General features: G+C 39.8%; 14 protein-coding genes. 7 read left to right on the top strand and 7 right to left on the bottom strand.

The genetic code is table 11. The annotated features are described in order from the left end of the window. Positions 1-181: 181 nt before the first annotated feature. Positions 182-2,365, bottom strand: coding sequence for a malate synthase G (locus tag J5X91_RS15005; protein WP_208835147.1), 2,184 nt, complete (start codon positions 2,363-2,365; stop codon positions 182-184). A 238-nt stretch (positions 2,366-2,603) separates the two neighbouring features. Between J5X91_RS15005 and J5X91_RS15000 the strand changes: the two genes are divergently transcribed. After that, positions 2,604-4,205 carry an isocitrate lyase gene (locus tag J5X91_RS15000; protein WP_089369025.1) on the top strand — a complete coding sequence of 534 codons (1,602 nt, stop codon included), beginning with the start codon at positions 2,604-2,606 and terminating at the stop codon, positions 4,203-4,205. Between the two features lie 1,096 nt (positions 4,206-5,301). Here the strand turns inward: J5X91_RS15000 and J5X91_RS14995 are convergent. The 6 genes from J5X91_RS14995 to J5X91_RS14970 form a co-directional block, all read right to left on the bottom strand. Next, positions 5,302-7,320 carry a S9 family peptidase gene (locus tag J5X91_RS14995; RefSeq protein ID WP_179807805.1) on the bottom strand — a complete coding sequence of 673 codons (2,019 nt, stop codon included), beginning with the start codon at positions 7,318-7,320 and terminating at the stop codon, positions 5,302-5,304. Positions 7,321-7,471: 151 nt separating this feature from the next. Further along, positions 7,472-8,200 carry a 5-oxoprolinase subunit PxpA gene (locus J5X91_RS14990; RefSeq protein ID WP_208835146.1) on the bottom strand — a complete coding sequence of 243 codons (729 nt, stop codon included), beginning with the start codon at positions 8,198-8,200 and terminating at the stop codon, positions 7,472-7,474. 11 nt (positions 8,201-8,211) lie between these two features. Next, on the bottom strand, positions 8,212-10,011 hold the full coding sequence (locus tag J5X91_RS14985; RefSeq protein WP_208835145.1) for a glycoside hydrolase family 3 protein: 1,800 nt from the start codon (positions 10,009-10,011) through the stop codon (positions 8,212-8,214). 196 nt (positions 10,012-10,207) lie between these two features. After that, the gene (locus J5X91_RS14980) at positions 10,208-10,993 is read right to left on the bottom strand and encodes a heme ABC transporter ATP-binding protein (protein WP_089369029.1); all 786 of its coding nucleotides are present in this window, start codon (positions 10,991-10,993) and stop codon (positions 10,208-10,210) included. Next, entirely contained in the window at positions 10,994-12,049 is a 1,056-nt protein-coding gene (locus tag J5X91_RS14975) for an iron ABC transporter permease (RefSeq protein ID WP_011329709.1), read from the bottom strand. A 5-nt stretch (positions 12,050-12,054) separates the two neighbouring features. Continuing rightward, positions 12,055-12,972 (bottom strand): ABC transporter substrate-binding protein, encoded by a 918-nt coding sequence (locus tag J5X91_RS14970; protein WP_197108746.1) that lies wholly within the window; start codon positions 12,970-12,972, stop codon positions 12,055-12,057. Between the two features lie 67 nt (positions 12,973-13,039). Here J5X91_RS14970 and J5X91_RS14965 point away from each other — a divergent pair, with 67 nt between their 5' ends. The 6 genes from J5X91_RS14965 to J5X91_RS18135 all read left to right on the top strand — a co-directional run bounded on the left by J5X91_RS14965 (position 13,040) and on the right by J5X91_RS18135 (position 18,747). Further along, complete coding sequence (locus J5X91_RS14965) at positions 13,040-13,792, top strand: energy transducer TonB (protein ID WP_193039094.1); 753 nt, start codon at positions 13,040-13,042, stop codon at positions 13,790-13,792. 14 nt (positions 13,793-13,806) lie between these two features. Next, positions 13,807-14,358: a MotA/TolQ/ExbB proton channel family protein gene (locus tag J5X91_RS14960; protein ID WP_011329712.1), complete on the top strand. Its 552-nt coding sequence runs from the start codon at positions 13,807-13,809 to the stop codon at positions 14,356-14,358. After that, positions 14,351-14,764 carry a biopolymer transporter ExbD gene (locus tag J5X91_RS14955; protein WP_011329713.1) on the top strand — a complete coding sequence of 138 codons (414 nt, stop codon included), beginning with the start codon at positions 14,351-14,353 and terminating at the stop codon, positions 14,762-14,764. Before J5X91_RS14960 ends, J5X91_RS14955 begins: the two co-directional genes overlap by 8 nt. A 146-nt stretch (positions 14,765-14,910) precedes the next feature. Further along, positions 14,911-16,998, top strand: coding sequence for a TonB-dependent receptor (locus tag J5X91_RS14950; RefSeq protein ID WP_208835144.1), 2,088 nt, complete (start codon positions 14,911-14,913; stop codon positions 16,996-16,998). Positions 16,999-17,043: 45 nt separating this feature from the next. Beyond that, positions 17,044-18,096 (top strand): ChuX/HutX family heme-like substrate-binding protein, encoded by a 1,053-nt coding sequence (locus J5X91_RS14945; RefSeq protein ID WP_208835143.1) that lies wholly within the window; start codon positions 17,044-17,046, stop codon positions 18,094-18,096. Between the two features lie 345 nt (positions 18,097-18,441). Further along, complete coding sequence (locus J5X91_RS18135) at positions 18,442-18,747, top strand: hypothetical protein (RefSeq protein ID WP_244363895.1); 306 nt, start codon at positions 18,442-18,444, stop codon at positions 18,745-18,747. Positions 18,748-18,820 lie beyond the last annotated feature (73 nt).

Genomic DNA, 18,820 nt, shown 5'->3' with positions numbered 1-18,820 from the left:
GTTTTGTGTAAGCAAAACGCGCTTTTTTGTGGTTAAAAACTAATAACGGCTACTAAGATGAATGTTAGCCATTCACCTTAGTTATTAATATTGGCTGGTATTTTTGGCAAATAAATAAAAACCAGCACTTTGGCTGGTTTTTGTATGCTAACTAGGGGGTTTTATTACTTGAAGTTAAGTGTTAAGTACCTTGCTGCGCTTTATATTTTAAGCGGTAGCTGTGCAATAAAGGCTCAGTGTAGCCACTTGGTTGCTTAGCTCCTTCTAACACTAAGGCTAGTGCCGCTTGGTAGGCAATATTATTAGCAAGTGATTGCTCACTAATTGCCATAGGCTTATAAGCACTGTCGTGTTCATTTTGGCCATCTACCACTTTTGCCATTTTGGCCATGGTTGATCTAATTTGTTGCTCGCTGCAAATACCATGATGCAGCCAGTTAGCCATATGTTGGCTTGAAATACGCAGTGTTGCTCTGTCTTCCATAAGGCCAATGTGGTTTATGTCGGGCACTTTAGAGCAGCCAATCCCTTGGTCAATCCAGCGTACTACATAACCTAAAATACCTTGGGCGTTGTTTTCAAGCTCGGTTTTAATATCTTCTTTGCTAAGTAGCTCAGGCTCGTCCATTAATGGCGGGGTAAGTAGCTCATCTAGGCTGGCAATAGCACGCTTAGCAATGCTTTGCTGCTCGCTAAATACATCTACATCATGATAATGCATGGCATGCAGAGTTGCTGCAGTAGGGGAGGGCACCCACGCGGTATTAGCACCTGATTTAGGATGAGCTATTTTTTGCTCCATCATTAATGCCATTTTATCGGGCATAGCCCACATACCTTTACCTATTTGTGCTTTATGGCTTAAGTCACAAGCCAAACCAATGTCTACGTTGCGATCTTCGTAGGCGCTGATCCACGGCTCTAATTTAATAGCGGCTTTAGGCAGTACCACACCGGCGTGCATTGAGGTATGAATTTCATCACCTGTTCTATCTAAAAATCCGGTATTAATAAATACTACACGCTCTTTTGCTGCATGAATACAGGCTTTTAGGTTAGCTGAAGTACGGCGCTCTTCATCCATAATGCCCATTTTAATGGTGTTTTTTTCTAAGCCAAGTGCTTCTTCAACCATGTTAAATAGCGTGTTAGTTAATGCCACTTCTTCAGGACCATGCATTTTAGGTTTTACAATATTTATACTTTGCGCACTGGAGTTTTTAAGCGCACTGCTAGAATTTAAATCATGCAGCGCCGCTGTTGCAGTAAACATGGCATCCATAATGCCTTCAAACACATCGTTACCGCTTACGTCGGTAATTGCTGGATTGGTCATTAGGTGGCCTACATTGCGCACAAACATCATGCTGCGGCCTTTTAAGCTTAGGGTTTCACCATTTAGCGCCGTATATTGGCGATCGCTTTGCAGGGTACGTTCAACTGTGTTATCGCCTTTTTTAAACGATTCAACTAAGTTGCCTTGCATTAAACCTAACCAGTTTTTATAAACTTGTACTTTATCCTCTGCATCAACCGCAGCTATAGAATCCTCGCAGTCCATAATAGTGGTAAGTGCAGCTTCAAGTACCACATCTTTTAAGCCAGCTTTATCTGCTTGGCCTATTGGGTGATGGTGATCTATATGTAGCTCAAGGTGTAGGCCATTATTTTTGAGCAAAATAACGCTAGGATTTTGTGCTTCACCTTGGTAACCCACTAATTGTTCAGGCTTTTTTAGTTTGGTTTGTGAGCTGTCGCGTAGAGTAATTGACAGCGCACCGTCAACAACAGAATAATTAGTGCTCTCTATATGCGAGCCGTTTTCTAGTGGCAAGGCTTTATCTAAAAACTGCCTCGCGTATGCCATTACTTTAAAGCCACGAACTGAGTTATAAGTACGGCCTTTTTCGGCACCATCTTCTTCGCTTAGTACATCAGTGCCGTATAGGGCATCGTATAATGAACCCCAACGTGCGTTTGCAGCATTAAGTGCAAAGCGTGCATTGCTTACCGGCACTACTAGCTGTGGTCCCGCTGTTTGTGCTATTTCGGGCTCAACATTCTTTGTTTCAATACTAAAATTTTCAGGTTCGTTTACAAGGTAACCTATGTCGGTTAAAAACGTCTGGTACTGGGCTTTATCCCAGCTTTTATTAGCCAGATGATACTCATCAATTTGCTGTTGTAGCTGTTCGCGTTTAGCAAGTAGAGCTCTATTTACTGGCGTTAATGTTTGTACAATATGCGCAAAGCGCTGCCAAAATTGCTGCTCATTTAAATGTGTACCAGGTAATAGCTGGTTTTTAACAAAATCAGCTAGTTGGTTGTCTACGCTGAGTCCTGAGTGAGTGAGAGTATGGGGCATTTTAATAATCCTTAAACGGTCGCGATATTGTAAATTTTAGTGTGCGTAGTGTAACCATAACGTAAAAAAGAGGGGTTGAGTGCATTTTGCTCATTCATGATATGTATAGCCGCAATAACAACTATAAATTTACTAAATCTGAAAAATAAGCCTAATGTTTAATTAAGCGCTGCAGAGCAACTAAAGCAGTCACTCTCATAACACTATAATAATTTACCCCGTTCAAAGGATTTTAATTATGACTACATATAAAAGCGAAACAGATACATTAGCAACACTTTGTAAAAAACAAGGTAGTGCATGGAAAACCATTAACCCTGAATATGCAACACGTATGCGTTTACAAAATCGCTTTCGTACTGGGGTAGAAATTGCACAGTTTACTGCTGACATTATGCGTGAAGACATGGCCGCATACGACGCAGATACAAGCCAGTACACTCAGTCTTTAGGTTGTTGGCATGGATTTACTGCGCAACAAATGATGATGGCTATTAAGCGCCATCAAAAAACAACTAAGCGTAGTTATGTATACTTAAGTGGCTGGATGGTTGCGGCACTTCGTTCAGAGTTTGGTCCGCTTCCGGATCAAAGTATGCACGAAAAAACCTCAGTTCCGGCACTAATTGAAGAAATTTACACCTTTTTAAAGCAAGCCGATGCACGTGAACTAGACCATTTATTTAATGACCTAGATGCAGCTAAAGCAAATGGCGGCGACGTACAAGCGGTACTAGATAAAATTGATAACTTTGAAACGCACGTAGTGCCAATTATTGCTGATATTGATGCCGGTTTTGGTAACGAAGAAGCGACTTACCTACTCGCTAAAAAAATGATTGAAGCAGGTGCTTGTGCGATTCAAATCGAAAACCAAGTGTCTGACGCTAAGCAATGTGGCCACCAAGCAGGTAAAGTAACCGTACCGCACGAAGACTTTTTAGCTAAAATTAACGCAGTACGTTACGCATTTTTAGAACTGGGCATTGATAACGGTATTATTGTTGCGCGTACCGATTCACTAGGCGCCAGCCTAACGCAAAAAGTACCGGTTTCACAAACTCCAGGTGACTTAGCTAGCCAGTACAATGCATTTTTAGAAACTACGCCAATTAACGGTGTTGATGACTTAAATGAAGGCGACACTGCAATGAAGCTTAATGGCCAACTTTGCAAACCAACGCGCCTTGATAATGGTTTATTCCAGTTCCGCGAAGGTACAGAAAAAGACCGCGTAGTACTAGATTGTGTAACTAGCCTACAGTCGGGTGCAGATTTACTGTGGATTGAAACCGAAAAACCACATGTTAAGCAAATTGCTGAGCTGGTTAATCGTGTTAAAGAGCAAGTGCCAGATGCTAAGCTTGTTTATAACAACTCACCGTCGTTTAACTGGACACTTAAGTTTCGTGAGCAAGTGTATCAAGAATGGCAAGAAGCGGGCCGTGACCTTAGCGCTTACCCAAGCTTGGGTGACAATAAAGGCCTTATGGCACCAGAAATGGATGCTACCGAGCTTGCAGTAGCAGCCGATTTACTAGTACAAAACTTCCAACGTGATGGTGCACGTGAAGCCGGTATTTTCCATCACCTAATCACATTGCCAACGTACCATACAGCAGCACTAAGTACGGATATTTTGTCAGAAGGTTACTTTGGTGACTTAGGTATGCTGGCTTATGTACGTGATGTACAGCGTCAAGAGATTCGTCGCGAACAAGCGTCTGTTAAGCACCAAGACCTTGCAGGCTCTAACATTGGCGATACACACAAAGAGTACTTCTCTGGTGATAATGCGCTTAAAGCCGGTGGTGAAGATAACACCATGAACCAATTCTAATTCAACTAGATAGTGTTACGTAAAGGGCCGAAAGGCCCTTTTTTTATGCGTATAATTAAGTAACCTGTCTGTGGGTAATAAAGCTAGCTTTAGTCGCTTTTTGACGTTAACTGCATTGAATTTGTTTGCAATAGGCCAGCCATGGGCGCGTAAAGCTGCCTTGTTTCCTCCCCACTCCTCAAATAAACCTCTGATTAAAGAAAATAAAATTATCATTACAGTTTAATACTTTAGTAAACCTTTTAACCAGTTCAGTTAAGTAGCTACCCACAACAGATCAGTATTTAACTAGCTGGCTATAATTACGGATCAGAGTTTAACCAAGCTTAGTGTAAAGCCCATTATTTAACCTTTTTAGCACTTTTATGGCTTTATAAACTGTAAATAAAGGCCATAAGTGACTGATTTTAGCTTTTTGAGTGAACACTCACCTTATAATAAACCGATTTTTTACTAACTTGAGCAATCCACAAAACACTTTTTTACTAACTGAGGGCCTATAAACACTAGCTCAAACCGGTTTTTTACCAACTCAGTGGGTATTTAATTGTATAAACCGAAATTTTACCAACTCAAATAATAGTTAAGTCCGATACTTAAGCTAGGCATTAAGATAGCTTAAGTATTAGTAAGCATTTAGATGGCTTTATCTCTATATTGCTGATGTTAGCGTGTAGGTGAATATAGTTAAATTGGACTATATCCCTAAAGAGGTAGTGAGTACTTTTTGGCTATATTAACCTGATCTCCGGATAATAAACTTATCTCAAGCAGCTATTTTCAGCGCTAACTGCGTTGAATTTACTTGCAATAGGCCAGTTATTGACGCGTAAATTCGCCTTGTTTTCACTGAAAACCTCTGGCTAGAGAAAATAAAATTAAATATAAATATGATTCAATACGTTAGTAAATCTCTTAACCAGAGTTCAGGTTAATTAACTTGCCGCGACGTTTGTGGTTTGCCGTTGTATTACTATTAAAAATACCTAATCTGAGTTTAGGTTACTTACTGTAAACCCCCTTTACACTTATTGGTAATGCAAAAAAGCCACTTTTAAAAAGTGGCTTTAACTTACATACCAAGCGGTATGTTTGGTTATTTAGTGTGTTTATCAAACCACCATTGAATATAGGCAACTTTAGCCATTAAATTAGACGGACGAGCGGTAATACCATGTGATGCATCGGGAATACGTACCATAGCGGTTTCAACACCTTGTAGCTTTAATGCTTGATAAAACTGTTCGGTTTCTGAAATCGGTGTACGGAAATCAGATTCACCGGTTAGTAGCATAGTGGGTGTTTTTACATTGCCGACATAACTAATTGGCGAGCGTTTCATATAATGTTCTATATGATCCCACGGCTTACCCGGAAACCAATAGTCAGCAAAGAACGGGTAAAAGTCGGCAGTTAGTACAAAACTGATCCAGTTAATTACAGGTTTAGCAACCACGGCTGCGGCAAAACGATCGGTATGGCCAACTATCCACGCGGTAAGTACGCCGCCACCAGAGCCTCCGGTAACAAACAATTTAGACTCATCAATAAAACCTTTGGCAATTAAAGCATCTACTCCAGTCATTAAGTCGTCATAATCGTTACTTGGGTAATTATGATGAATAGTTTGTGCAAACTCTTTGCCGTAAGAATCACTCCCGCGAGGGTTCATATACAATACAACGTTCCCCTTAGCCGCATATAATTGTACCTCGGCGCTAAAGTGCGGGCCGTAATTGGCTACCGGGCCACCATGAATTTCAAGAATTAATGGGTACTTTTTATTACTGTCAAAACCAGGCGGGTAGGCTACCCAAGCTTGAATTGGCAGTTGATCGTGACTCGATTTAAGCCATAGCTCTTCTACCTTGGCTAGTTGTTTATGCCCCAGCGAGTTGTCATTTAAACTTGTTAAGCGCTGTGCTTTACCACGTTTAATTGCCGCTACATCGGCTGGGCGCTGCGTGTCGGCAAGGGTAAACACAATTTCGTCATCTTCGCTCACATCAAAGTCGCCACCAGAATAAGGACGACCAAAGGAAACGCTGCCAATTTTTTCGGTAATAACTTTACGTGAACCGCTACGAGGTTGGTACGCTAACGTGGTTTGCCCTTGATCAGCGTAACTAAAGTAAATGCCTTTAGAGTTACCGCTCCATTTTATTTTAGCTACGCTGCGGTCTAAGTCGGCAGTTAAATTAGTTGTTTTACCCGAACGTAGGTCGCGAATATACAATTGGGTGTTTTCGTAATTAGTTTGTTTGTCATCGTAACCGGTATACGCAAGGTAGCGGCCATTAGGCGATACTTGAGGTTGGCGATCGGGGCCGTTTCTATCGGTTACAGCGGTTACTTCAAGCGTAATTAAATTAAGTTTATATACTTCGCTGTTAGTTGGCTTTAACAAGTAATTGTTATGCCTATTAGCCGAAAAATATAACGCTTTTTTATCTTTACTAAAGCTAACTTCGCCGCCGTTATTAAATTCATCAAAGGTGAGCTGTTTTGCATTGCCGCCATTTGCGTCAATAATAAATAATTGTTCAAAGCCCTTTTTAGAGTAACCAGCACCATCAGCACGATAATACACATCGTCAATATATTTAGCCGGCTCTGCCCAAGTAGCGCCTTCAGGTTTACCAGGTAAGTTAATGGGTGAGCTTGATGTGGTGGCAACAAACATACTAAATGCGAGTTGCTTAGCATCTGGGCTCCAGCTTAGCGCTTTTGGCGTACTTGTAAGGTTACTTATTTTGCTAACCGCGCCAGTTTTAAGCCATTTCATGTAAATTTGGTTGCTACCGTCACGGTTTGAAATAAACGCTAAACGAGAGCCGTCCGGCGACAACTTTGGCGAATGATCCATATGTACGCCAGAAGTAAGCGGTTGAATTTGTCGTGTTTTATAATCTACTGTCCAAATATTACCTATTTTACGGTCGGTTTTTATATCCATTCTGTTACGTACAAAATAAACTGTTTTACCGTCTTTGGTAATGTCTAGCTGGTTAGCGTATTCAAGCGTAAATACATCTTCTAACTGTAGGGTGCTGCTATTGGCAAAGGCAAGATTACCTGTGCTTATTAATAGACTAAGCGCAAAAAATGTTTTCATTTCAAATCCCTGTGGTTGTTAATAATAATAGTTATATGTTAGAGAGTTTAAAAATAATAGCTAGGGCGATGAAGTAATTGCCTGGGTGACTAAATCTGTAAAACGATTCAGCTGTAAAGGGGGTTTACAACTGAACATATTAAATAATGATTTAACGTTTACACAATAACTTTATTTGTTGAATGAGTGCAATACCGGCAGGGTTATCGCCGTGAACGCATAAACTATCGGCATCTAAAATTAACTTTTTACCTGAACGCGTAGTTACGCTGCCATCAGCTAACAGTTGCTTTACTTGCTCAATTAAAGCTTGCTCGTTATGCACACTACCTGCTAACTGCCTTGACACTAAAAGCCCTTCGTCGGTGTATTGTCTGTCGGCAAAGGCTTCTAATATTAATTTCAACCCTAAAGTATGAGCCATTTTTTGATGCTTTTTAGCATCAGCCGTTGCTAAAATCATTAATTTTAATGGGCTAGGGTAGTGTGCTACCGCGCTCATTACGCTAGTTAAAAGCTGCTCGTTAAGCATCATGTCGTTATAAAGTGAGCCATGGGGCTTAACATAACTAAGGCTTAAGCCTTGTACTTTGGCCATACCTTCTAGCGCAGCAATTTGATAGTGCAGACAATTTGTAAGCTCGCTTGCACTAAGTGCCATAGATCGTCTGCCAAAACCTTGTTGATCTGGGTAGCTAGGATGAGCGCCAATTTGTACCTTATGCTGCTTTGCCAGCTTGAGCGTATTTGCCATTACATCGGCATCACCCGCATGAAAACCACAAGCAATGTTAGCCATATTAATGTGCGGCATAACCTCTTCATCTAAGCCCATTTTCCAAGCACCAAAGCTTTCACCTAAATCGCAATTTAATAGCATTTAAGTTCTCCTTACTTTTTTATTGTTACAGGCAAAGTGCCATTAGCTGGCAATTTGCCTAACAGTACGTGTGCTAAAGCGGTAAATGCGGGGCCTGTTACAATATCGTTTTTATCGTGATCAATATTATAGGCATACGATGCAAGTACAGCATGCGCATAATCGCTAAACTCAGCAATGTCGTAAGGCGCTCTTAGGCTAATAAATACCGTGTTTTTATTTTGCTTTTTGGCCACTTTTAATAACGACTCAAGTGCTTTTGGTTGCTGTGCGTTGCTAAGTGAAAATTGAGGATCGTTTTTTAAATCATCCATACCGCCAATTTCTACCGCACTTTGATTTGGCGTTGCATTGCCCGCTATAACAACATCGGCTTTATTAATGTCTGTGTGTGCTTGTTGCGGATCAAAGCCTTGCAAGCTGCTACAAGTATAGTTAAGCGTATGTTTACTAATGCTTTGCAGGGCTTGTTGTAGTGCCATGCATTTGCGGGTGTCGGGCATTATAATATGTATATGTTGCCCGGCTTTAAGTGTAAGTGGCAGTGTATTGTGAGTGTTTTTAACTTGTGTAATAGCCGCTACCGCAAGTTGAGCTTCAATATTGCGATGCGCTTTACTACCAATAACGTGCTTGGCGTTAACTAGCGCATCAATTGCATTAAAACTGGTGTTAAGTTTAAACTTACTTTTAAGCGTTGTAATACGCTGCGCCGACTCAGTTATTTCTTGCTGATTAAGTTGCTTAGACTTAACTGCAGCGACTAAATCTTTAATGAGCTGATCAAGTTTGGTTAAGTCATCTATGGTGCGAATTTCTATTGGCATTAAGGCAATATCGACCCCTGCAGCAAAGGTGTTTATAACCGCTTGAGTAGGATTGAAAAAGTGACTAATACCAGCCATATCAAGTGCATCGGTTACTACTACGCCATTATAATTAAGCTCATGGCGTAAAATGTCAGTAATTATTTTACGCGACATAGTTGCGGGTTTAATCATGCTTTTACCATCTACACTGGTAAAGGTACTGCTATCAAGCGCAGGGTACTGAATATGTGCGGTCATGATCATGCCAGGGCTTTGCGTGGCAATAATCTGTTTAAAAGGGGCTAGGTCTTGTTGGTAAATAACCTCTTTTGCATGGTTTACTCTAGGTAAGCCCGTATGGCTATCTACGTTAGTGTCGCCGTGGCCCGGAAAATGTTTAAGCGAACTAATAATGCCGTTATTTTCAAATCCAGCAACTTGAGCTGCACCTAAAGTTGCAACGCGCTTAGGATCCTCGCCAAACGAGCGTACATTAATAACGGGGTTATCTGGGTTCATATTTACGTCGATTGAAGGCGCATAATTAACGTTAATACCCAAAGCACTTAGCTCGGTGGCCATTACTTTAGCGGTTTGCGCGGCAAAATAACTGTCGTGTTTTTCAAAAGTAGCACCAATCGACATATTACCGGTAAACGAGGTTGCTACATCGCGCGGTAGGCGTGCAACACGGCCGCCTTCTTGATCTACCGAAATAAACAAAGGTAATGCCGAACTCGATTTACTTGCAGCATGTTGTAATTGTTGGTTAAGGGTAATTATTTGTTCAATAGATTGGGTGTTTTCAGAAAATAAAATCACCCCGCCAATATTGTATTTACTAATGGCGTTTGCCAGTTCATTGGGTAATTGAGTCATTGGCGTTCGGCACTGTTTGCTTGCACCTTGGTGACAAAAATAGCGAAAGTCGAGTAATAGCTTTTGGCCAAGTTGTTGTTCAAGCGTAAGCGCAGGTTGAGCTATAGAAGATTGTAATGGCATTAAACACCCGATTAAAAAAGCAATAGACGATACAGCATACTTATTTAGCAAAACACACTCCAAAGCTAAATAAAATAGATAAGTGCATGCAGCTTATCTATTTTTTAGTGCAACTGCAAAGCAGATACGCAATAGCGGTGCGTTTAAGTCTTATTGATTTTTAAAGCTGAATAAACGCTGATATTAGTTAAGTATTTTAGTAACACATTTGAATGTGTGGCATAGCCTCGCTGGTGTTATTTTCAAGCCTGGCGTTAATATTATATACCCGTTTAAGTAGCGCAGGGGTAAGCACTTCTTTTGGTGTACCGCATGCGGCTACTTCGCCATTATTAAGCATGTAAATTCGATCTGCAAAACTGGCAGCAAGCGATAGGTCGTGGATCACGGCAACTACTCCTGCGCCTTGGCTAGCAATACTTTTAGCTTGAGCCATTACATCGTATTGATGAAAAATATCTAAGCTAGAGGTGGGCTCGTCAATTAGTAAGTAAGGTGTTTTATTGGCAACTAGGCTAGGCTGAATTTGGCATAATACCCGCGCAAGTTGTACGCGTTGTTTTTCTCCGCCAGAGAGTTGTGTAAAGGTATGGGTTTTTAAGTGCGTTACACTAAGTGCTTGCATTACTTGCTCTGAAAAATGCATAAGCTGCTGTTTACTATAGTCTGCTTGATGGGCAAAGTGCGCCATATCAACCACTTCAGCTACGCTAAATGGAAAGTCGAGTTCGTAATTTTGCGTAAGCACAGCGCGTAATGTAGCCAAACTTGCTATTGAGTAGTCGCTAAGCAAGCGGTCATTAAGCGTAATATCGCCATTATTAATTTTTATATCGCCGCATAAAGCTTTTAATAACGACGATTTACCCGCCCCATTAGGGCCTATAATTACCACTAACTCGTTAGGTTTTACATAAAAGTTAATATGCTTGAGTAGTTTTTTTTGCCCAATTTGGGCCGATACATTATTAGCGCACAGCATTTATAAGCTCCGTTGCTGATAAGTTTTTAGCAACATAATTAAAAAGAAAGGGCCACCAATAGCACTGGTTATTAAGCCAATAGGTAACTCTGCAGGGAGCATTACAGTGCGTGCAAATAAATCAGCAAAGCTTAATAGCAGCGCGCCGCCTAAAATACTTGCTGGCATTAAGTAACGATGATCGGGCCCTAAAACAAGCCTTACAATATGCGGCACAATAAAACCAACAAAACCAATAATACCGGTAATAGAGACAGCTGCTCCGGTGCACAATGCCGTGCAAATAAATACCTGCTTTTTAAGCCGCGTTACATTAATACCTAAGTGTTTAGCTTGCGCTTCGCCTAGTAAATATAAATTAAGAGGTTTTGCTAGGCGTAGTAATAAAACCACACTCAAAACAATAATACATAAAGAGGGCAGCATCATTGCAAAGTGATTACCGGCTAAAGAACCCATACTCCAAAATGTTAAATCGCGCAGTTGTTGCTCGTTACTAATTAATGTAAGCCCACCAATGAGCGATCCCACAATGGCATTAACAGCAATACCAGCTAGTAATAAGCTAATAATTGTAAACTGACCACTGTGAGCGCTTAATCTATAAATAAATACACATACACTAATACAGCCAATAAATGCGCCAACCGGTACCGCATAAACGCCCAAGGTACTGCTAAAGTTAGCAAATAAACTACTGCCTAATACTATAGTGGCTACAGCGCCAAGTGCTGCACCACTCGACACACCAATTAAACCCGGATCGGCTAATGGGTTTCTAAAAATTGCCTGCATAGCACAGCCACACGCGGCTAACCCTGCACCTACCACCATGGCTAACACTATGCGTGGTAAGCGTATTTGCCAAATAATAGCGTTTTTTAAGCTATCAGTTTCAAGCTGGTTAATTATTGCGACTATTTCACTTAAGCTTAAATTTACGCCCCCTTTACTTAGTGCAATAAAAAACATAAAAACACAGGCTAAAAATAAACAGGGAATGGCCATTTTTCGCTGTTTTTGTTCGGTTAATAGCGTACTTCCTAATGCCAGCATAGTTATTACTCACTTAGCTCAATGTTAGGTTGAGAGGTTTTAGCAAAGCGAAACTTATACGCTGTAGGTAATTTAGCATTAGGGTGTAAAACACTTGCAAGCTCAACTACCGCTTGTGGTGTACGTGGGCCCATGCCTAATAAATAACTGCCATCAAAGCTATATACTTGCTTATTTTTAACTGCATTAGAGAACTTAAAATGTGCTAGTTTTGAGACGTTTTCCATAGGGGTGTCGCCGTGTCGTCCCATAGTAATAATTGCGTCTGGATTAAGAGCAAGGGCCGCTTCAGTTGAAAGCGGTTTCCAATTTTGTATGTGCTCTGCTGCAATATTAATTGCTCCAGCGGCATTTATTAATTCATTTGCAGAGGTATTTGCCCCGGCTACAATAGGTTGCCCGCTGCGTACATTAAGAATAAAAAGTACTCTCGGCTTATAAGTACTTTGTTGTAAAACAGTGTTTAAAGCAGCTCTGTCTATTGCCAAACTATTTGCAAGTTGCTCTCCCTTTTTAGGTACATTGAGTAAACGTGCAATGTGTTTTATTTTAGCTTCAATACCTAAAAAGTTATCTTCTTGTGTAAGTATGGTCATGTTTATTCCCGTACTTTTTAGCTGCTCTACTACCTTTTGAGGTCCTGTGTCGGCTTCGCCTAAGAGTAAATCTGGGCTGAGCGATAATATCCCCTCTGTACTTATTTTTCGTACGTACCCTATTTGCGGTTTTTTAGTCGCAGCACTTGGAAATACACTGGTGCTGTCTACACCTACAATACGATGCTGCTCATTAAAGGCATAAATAATTTCAGTTATTGAGCCTCCCGAAACAACAATTCTTTGTGCCGAGAATGGAGCTGAATTACTGCTACAAGCAAATGTTAACAGGGTAAGCGTAATTAAATATGTGTATAGGGGTTTCATAACAAATCCAATGTTGATACTATCAATAAACACGAACAATAACAGTTATCATTTAGATTTAAAAGCTATGAAGTTTACTATTTTTATATTACTGTCAGCAGTTGCTCATTATATTGGGTTGTTTATGCAACCTGTCTCCCCTAAAGCTATGACATTTTCGCAGGGGCAAAAAGCCGATCGTGTGGCAATTAATATTATTAACTCAACCCAGGTTAACGCCAGTAAAGTAGCTAAAAAAATACCAGCTGAGCCAAAACTAACAGCGTCTGTAGTTAAAAACGATAATGTTAGTACTGAGTTTTCGGGCACCAAGCAGCACCTTAAAGTAGTAAAAAAAACACCTGAAAATATAAAAAAAATAATAGATAACCCGCCAAAAAAACCAGCTAAAGCCAAACCGGTTAACACAGCTAAAAACACTGAGCATAAAAAGTCTGTAAAAAACGCCCCAGCAAACAAAAATAAAATAAAGCCTGCTGCGCCCAGTTCTAGTACAACAAAACTAAGTAACCAACACTCTGCTACTAATCAATTAGTTACCGTAACTGATTTGCCATTATTTAAAGCCCCTAAGCCAATGTTAACGTATCCGTTACGAGCTAAAAAAAGAGGTTACGAAGGGGTTACGTTATTGCAAATTGAGTTGAATAAGCAGGGGCATATAGCAAAATTAACTGTGTTAAAAAGCAGCGGATTTACTGAGCTCGACAAAGCTGCTTTAAATAATGTAGCGCAGTGGCAGTTTCATCCTGTTGTTAAAAATAACCACCCGATAAAAGCACGATTTAGCGTGCCAATTCGGTTTTCGTTAAACGTATAACAAAGAGTAATAACATGCAGTCAACTTTTAATGCGGTAGGTATTATGGCTTGGCCATTACTATTGGTGTCAATTATAGCTTTGGCTATTGTGCTGGAGCGCAGCACTATTTTAATTATTGCTAAGTGGCAATTAAAGCAACATAAACTAGGTACAAGTCAATTTGCAATTACGCTGCAAGCTAAGCAGTTGTTGCACAGTGAGCAACGTCTTCAATGGTGCCAATTGTATTTACAAGACTGCTTAATTGATTGGCGAAAACGGCTAAACATATTGAGTTTATTGGCCTCTTTAAGCCCTTTAATGGGGTTACTTGGTACTGTGTGGGGGTTGGTCGTTATGTTTAAACGCATTGCCGAAACTAATCAAGCGGTTACGCCTGCTTTACTAGCTGATGGCTTGTGGGAAGCTATGTATTCAACCATGGCTGGATTAGTTATTGCTATTCCATGTTTATTAGTTAGCGGCTTATTAAACACCATACTAGAAGGGTTACAAAATGATTTTACAAGAATCATCAATCATTTAAATTATAAGTTTACCTATAGTGACTCACCTTATGCTTAGCTTGCCACCGCGTAATACAGCGGCGCAATTAGTGCCAGACTTAACCGCTTTGCTTGATGTGTTATTTATTTTACTGGTTTTTTTATTACTTACAGCAGCTGTTAAGTTAAATATGCTTGATGTAACGCTTCCCGATACAGGTAAAAACACCAGCACACCGGTACAACAAGCAGATGTACAGGTACTTAGTATTCGGTTAGAGCATAATAAACTTCAATACGCCCTCGAAAAAGAATCATTTACTTCGTTAAATGAAGCGATTAACGCCTTAAAAAACAGTAAAAAAAGCTTACCTCTGTATTTAGCGGTTGATCAGCAAGTACCTAGCGGCGAATTAGTAAAGCTATTAGCTAAACTTTCTGCTGAAAAGTATCAAGTTGCAAATATTTTAGTTAAAAGCGATTGATAACTATTATCATTTAGTGTTTATTTTGTTATAGTCAAAGTGCTTTAGGCAGTAGGGGCTAACCCAAAGCGCTATGTAACTTTTTTGCATTCAATATAAGTAGAGCAAAAGAGTAAACAAAATATAATTATTAAATGGAGTAAATAATGCGTATTACCAAACTGGCAGCTTGCCTTGCCACTCTGTCTTCGCCCTTAATGGCAGCTGATCTTGAAAACCCTAACCACACTAATATGCCGGTTACAGCACTTGATGCAGTAACCGTAACGGCAACCCGTACCGCAAAGTCTGCACTAAATTCAGCTCAAGCCGTTAATGTTATTAACGCAGAACAAATAGAGCAAGTACTTGCTAGTAGCGTATTCGACAGCCTTATTAGTATTCCTAACGTTACTGCAACCGGTGGCCCACGTAATATGGGGCAAAAGTTTAATGTACGTGGTTTTAGTGACGCAGAAGATGTGTTGATAAGCGTAGATGGTGCAATTCAAACATTTGAAAAGTATCGAATGGGGAGTTTTTTTTCAGATCCTGAACTTTATCGCTCTGTAAATGTTAAACGTGGACCAAGTACTGTTTTGCATGGCGGTGGTGCTTTAGGTGGTGTGGTAGAAATGGAACTTAAAGATGCCAGCGACTTTTTAGCACCGGGTGAGCAAGGTGGCGTTAAAGTTAAGCTAGGTCACCATGGCAATAATAATGAAAATAACGGTACCGTATATGCTTATGCACGCCCTACCGACTCATTAGATATACTTACTTCGTATGTAAAACGCAGTAGTGGCGACTTTAAGTTATCAAATGGTGAAACGCTTGATAATTCGGGTATTGAGGCAGAATCGCTGCTTTTAAAAGCAGAGTACTACTTAAACGAAGACTCCTTAATTGGATTGTCGTATACAAAAAGTGAAGACAATCAGCGCACCGAGTTTAATACTACCGATCCTGGCGCATGGGGTACGGTATATAGAGAAATTGAACAGTCGGTTACTAATTTAAGCTATGAGCTTAACCCCGCCAATAATCCTTATGTAAATTTAACAGCGCGCTTAGGGCGCACCCAAAGTCAGGTTGTTGAAAGCGATGGTTCAGGCACTTTAAAAGATTTTATTGGCTTAGAGTCTAACTACGAATACAACATAACCACACTTGATATTGCGAATACATCTTTAATTAAACAGCATGCTTTAACCTATGGCATGCAGTATTCTGAAAAAGATCGAGTGGGAACCAAGTTAAGTTATCCATGCCTTAATTTAGACATGCAAACTTATCAATGTATTGATTATGCAGAGCAAGCAATACAAAACGAAATAACATCACAGCCCGGAGGTACTCAAAAACGCATAGGCGTTTACCTACAAGACGAATTTACTTGGCAGGCATTAACGCTTACCACAGGGCTACGTTATGAAAAGTATAAAACCACAGCAACCTCTAGCTTTGCCAACTCATTTAATAATTTAGATACCGATGTTGATCACTCTCAAGTGGTGCCTGCATTAACCGCTCACTATCAAATTAATAACCAGCTAGCTGTTTTTTCAAGTTATCAGCAAGGATTTAGAGCCCCATTAATAGATGAGCTTTATGATCAATATGGTGGGCGTGATCCGGCACTCGAACTTAAAGTAGAAAACAGCACCAATAAAGAAATTGGTGCGAGTTACCAAAATCAAAACATATTTACAAACAGAGATGCCTTAACTGCCCGTGTTATTTATTTTAAAGTAAAAATAGATGACGAAATTCAATCAAACACCAATATAGCCACTAATCCCGAACCCGCAGCGCGTTATAACAATAGTGGCGAAAACCAACGAGACGGCATTGAGTTTGAAATAAATTATGCACATACCTTAGGTTATGCCAACTTTTCTTATAGTCGAATATCAGGTGAAAACCAAAACAATGAACCACTATGGTATTTACCAGCCGATAAGTTTGCACTGAGTAGCGGATTAAACTTTTTTAACGACGTGCTAAAAACAGGCTTTAGTATTCAACATGTTAATGATCGCACTGTGCTTGTATCAGGCATTGAGCAGCAACATAAAAGTTATGTTTTAGCAGGTATAAACGCCAGTTGGGATATTAACGACAGCTGGAATGCCCGCTTAGCAATAGATAATTTATTTGATAAAGAATACCAAGTTATAGCGGGTACTACAGGCGCCATTGGCGACTATGGTGTTGGCCGTAATATTAAAACGCAAATTAGTTTTAAATTTTAAGTTGCCGTAATGGCCACTTAGGCCATTACCTTTTAGGAGTAAATTATGAATACATTAGTTAATCAATACCAAACATTAAAAGTAGCGCAGCCCAATATTCGCAGTGTAGATGCCGCCGTACAACTTGGCACCACAGAAGCACAACTTATTGCTTCTCAAGTAGGGCAGCAAGCAATTAAATTAAATATTAATCAAATCGAAAACATTCTCAAAGGATTAAAAAAACTAGAGCATGTAATGGCACTTACACGCAACGGCGTTGTAGTGAGTGAAATTAAAGGCTGCTACGAAAAACTATATACTTCACAGCGTAATAATAAAAAAATGGGAATAGCAATTAACCCAGGAGGCATAGATTTAAGGTTGTTTTTATCGCAATGGGCCAGTGTATTTGCTGTTAAGTTAAATAACATGGTGAGCATTCAGTGCTTTGATAAACATGGCCGAGCTGTTCATAAAATATTTAATACCGATAAAACTAATTTAACCGCGTATCAGGCACTAATTAATAAATATAGCGACCCCGAGCAAAGCACTACATTAATGGTCGAGCCAATCAAAACCCAAGAGCTTGAGCCCGCGCCGCAAGAAAATATAAATGTAGCTGGCTTTTTAACCGCATGGGAAAACTTGCAAGATGTGCATCATTTTCCGGCATTATTAACCGAGTTTAAAGTAGGCAGAATACAAGCACTTGAACTTGCACAGCCCAATTGGGCACAAGAAATACCAACCGCAAGCTTACCGTTAATATTTAGCACGTTAAAAGAGCAGCAAAGCGAGGTAATGATTTTTGTAAATAACAACGCCGCGGTGCAAATATACTCAGGAGCACTCAATAACTTAAAGCAAGTAGGCCCTTGGTATAACGTACTTGATGAAGACTTTAATTTACATATTAAAAGTGAAGATTTAGCGCGTGCTTTTGTCGTTAAAAAACCAACAGATAACGGTAATACTGTGGTGCACTCAATAGAGTTTTTTGATGAGAGCAGCAACACAGTGATGACCTTATTTGGCCGCAGGATTGAAGGTAAAGAACAACCGCAGCAGTGGATAACGCTGTGTAATAAATTGAGCGACAGTTATAAAAGTTAACTTGATAAAACACATTTCTAATTATTGTCTACCGATAGGTAGGCAATAATTAACCGGAACTCTGGTTAAGAGATTTATTAACGTATTGAATCATACTTATATTTAAATTTATTTTCTCTAGCCAGAGGCTTTTAGCGAATTTACGCGTCAATAGCTGGCTTATTGCAAGTAAATTCAACGCAGTTAGCGTTGTAAATAGCTACTTGAGATAGTTTTGTTATCCAAAGCTTAGGTTAATTAGTACTTCACATTATTAAAGTTGGTTAGATTCTTGGTTTTAAAGCAGGTAGTATAAAATGTATTGAATATATTATGCATGCAAGTTGTACGTGAGGTATAGACAGATTGTTTCACAAATTATTACCAACATTAAACCTCAGGTTTCTTATACTATTACTTGTTTTACTTGCCTCTATTGGCACCTTAGTAAGTAGTTTTTATGCTACTTATCAAGTGCAAAAAGAGCAGTTAATCAACTACACGTTACACAGTAATTACGCTTATGCTAATAAGCTTGCTTCAGCAACAGATGGCTTTCTTGAAGCGGCCATGCAACAACTAGCTTATTCAGCAAACAAGTTAGAACAAAACATAACCGATAATGAATTTTTAAAAGAAGAAGCAGCACGGTTAAAGTTACAAACGAAGTAACTATTCACCAAGACAAATTATTTTCTAAGGATCTTTTTTAGCTATTGACTGATCCTGCCAGTATGCCAAGCTA

The sequence above is a fragment of the Pseudoalteromonas sp. K222D genome (assembly GCF_017653575.1).
Lineage (GTDB): Bacteria > Pseudomonadota > Gammaproteobacteria > Enterobacterales > Alteromonadaceae > Pseudoalteromonas > Pseudoalteromonas nigrifaciens.
The sequence above is the reverse complement of the archived record's forward strand: the minus strand, read 5'-3'. Positions and strand labels throughout refer to the sequence as shown.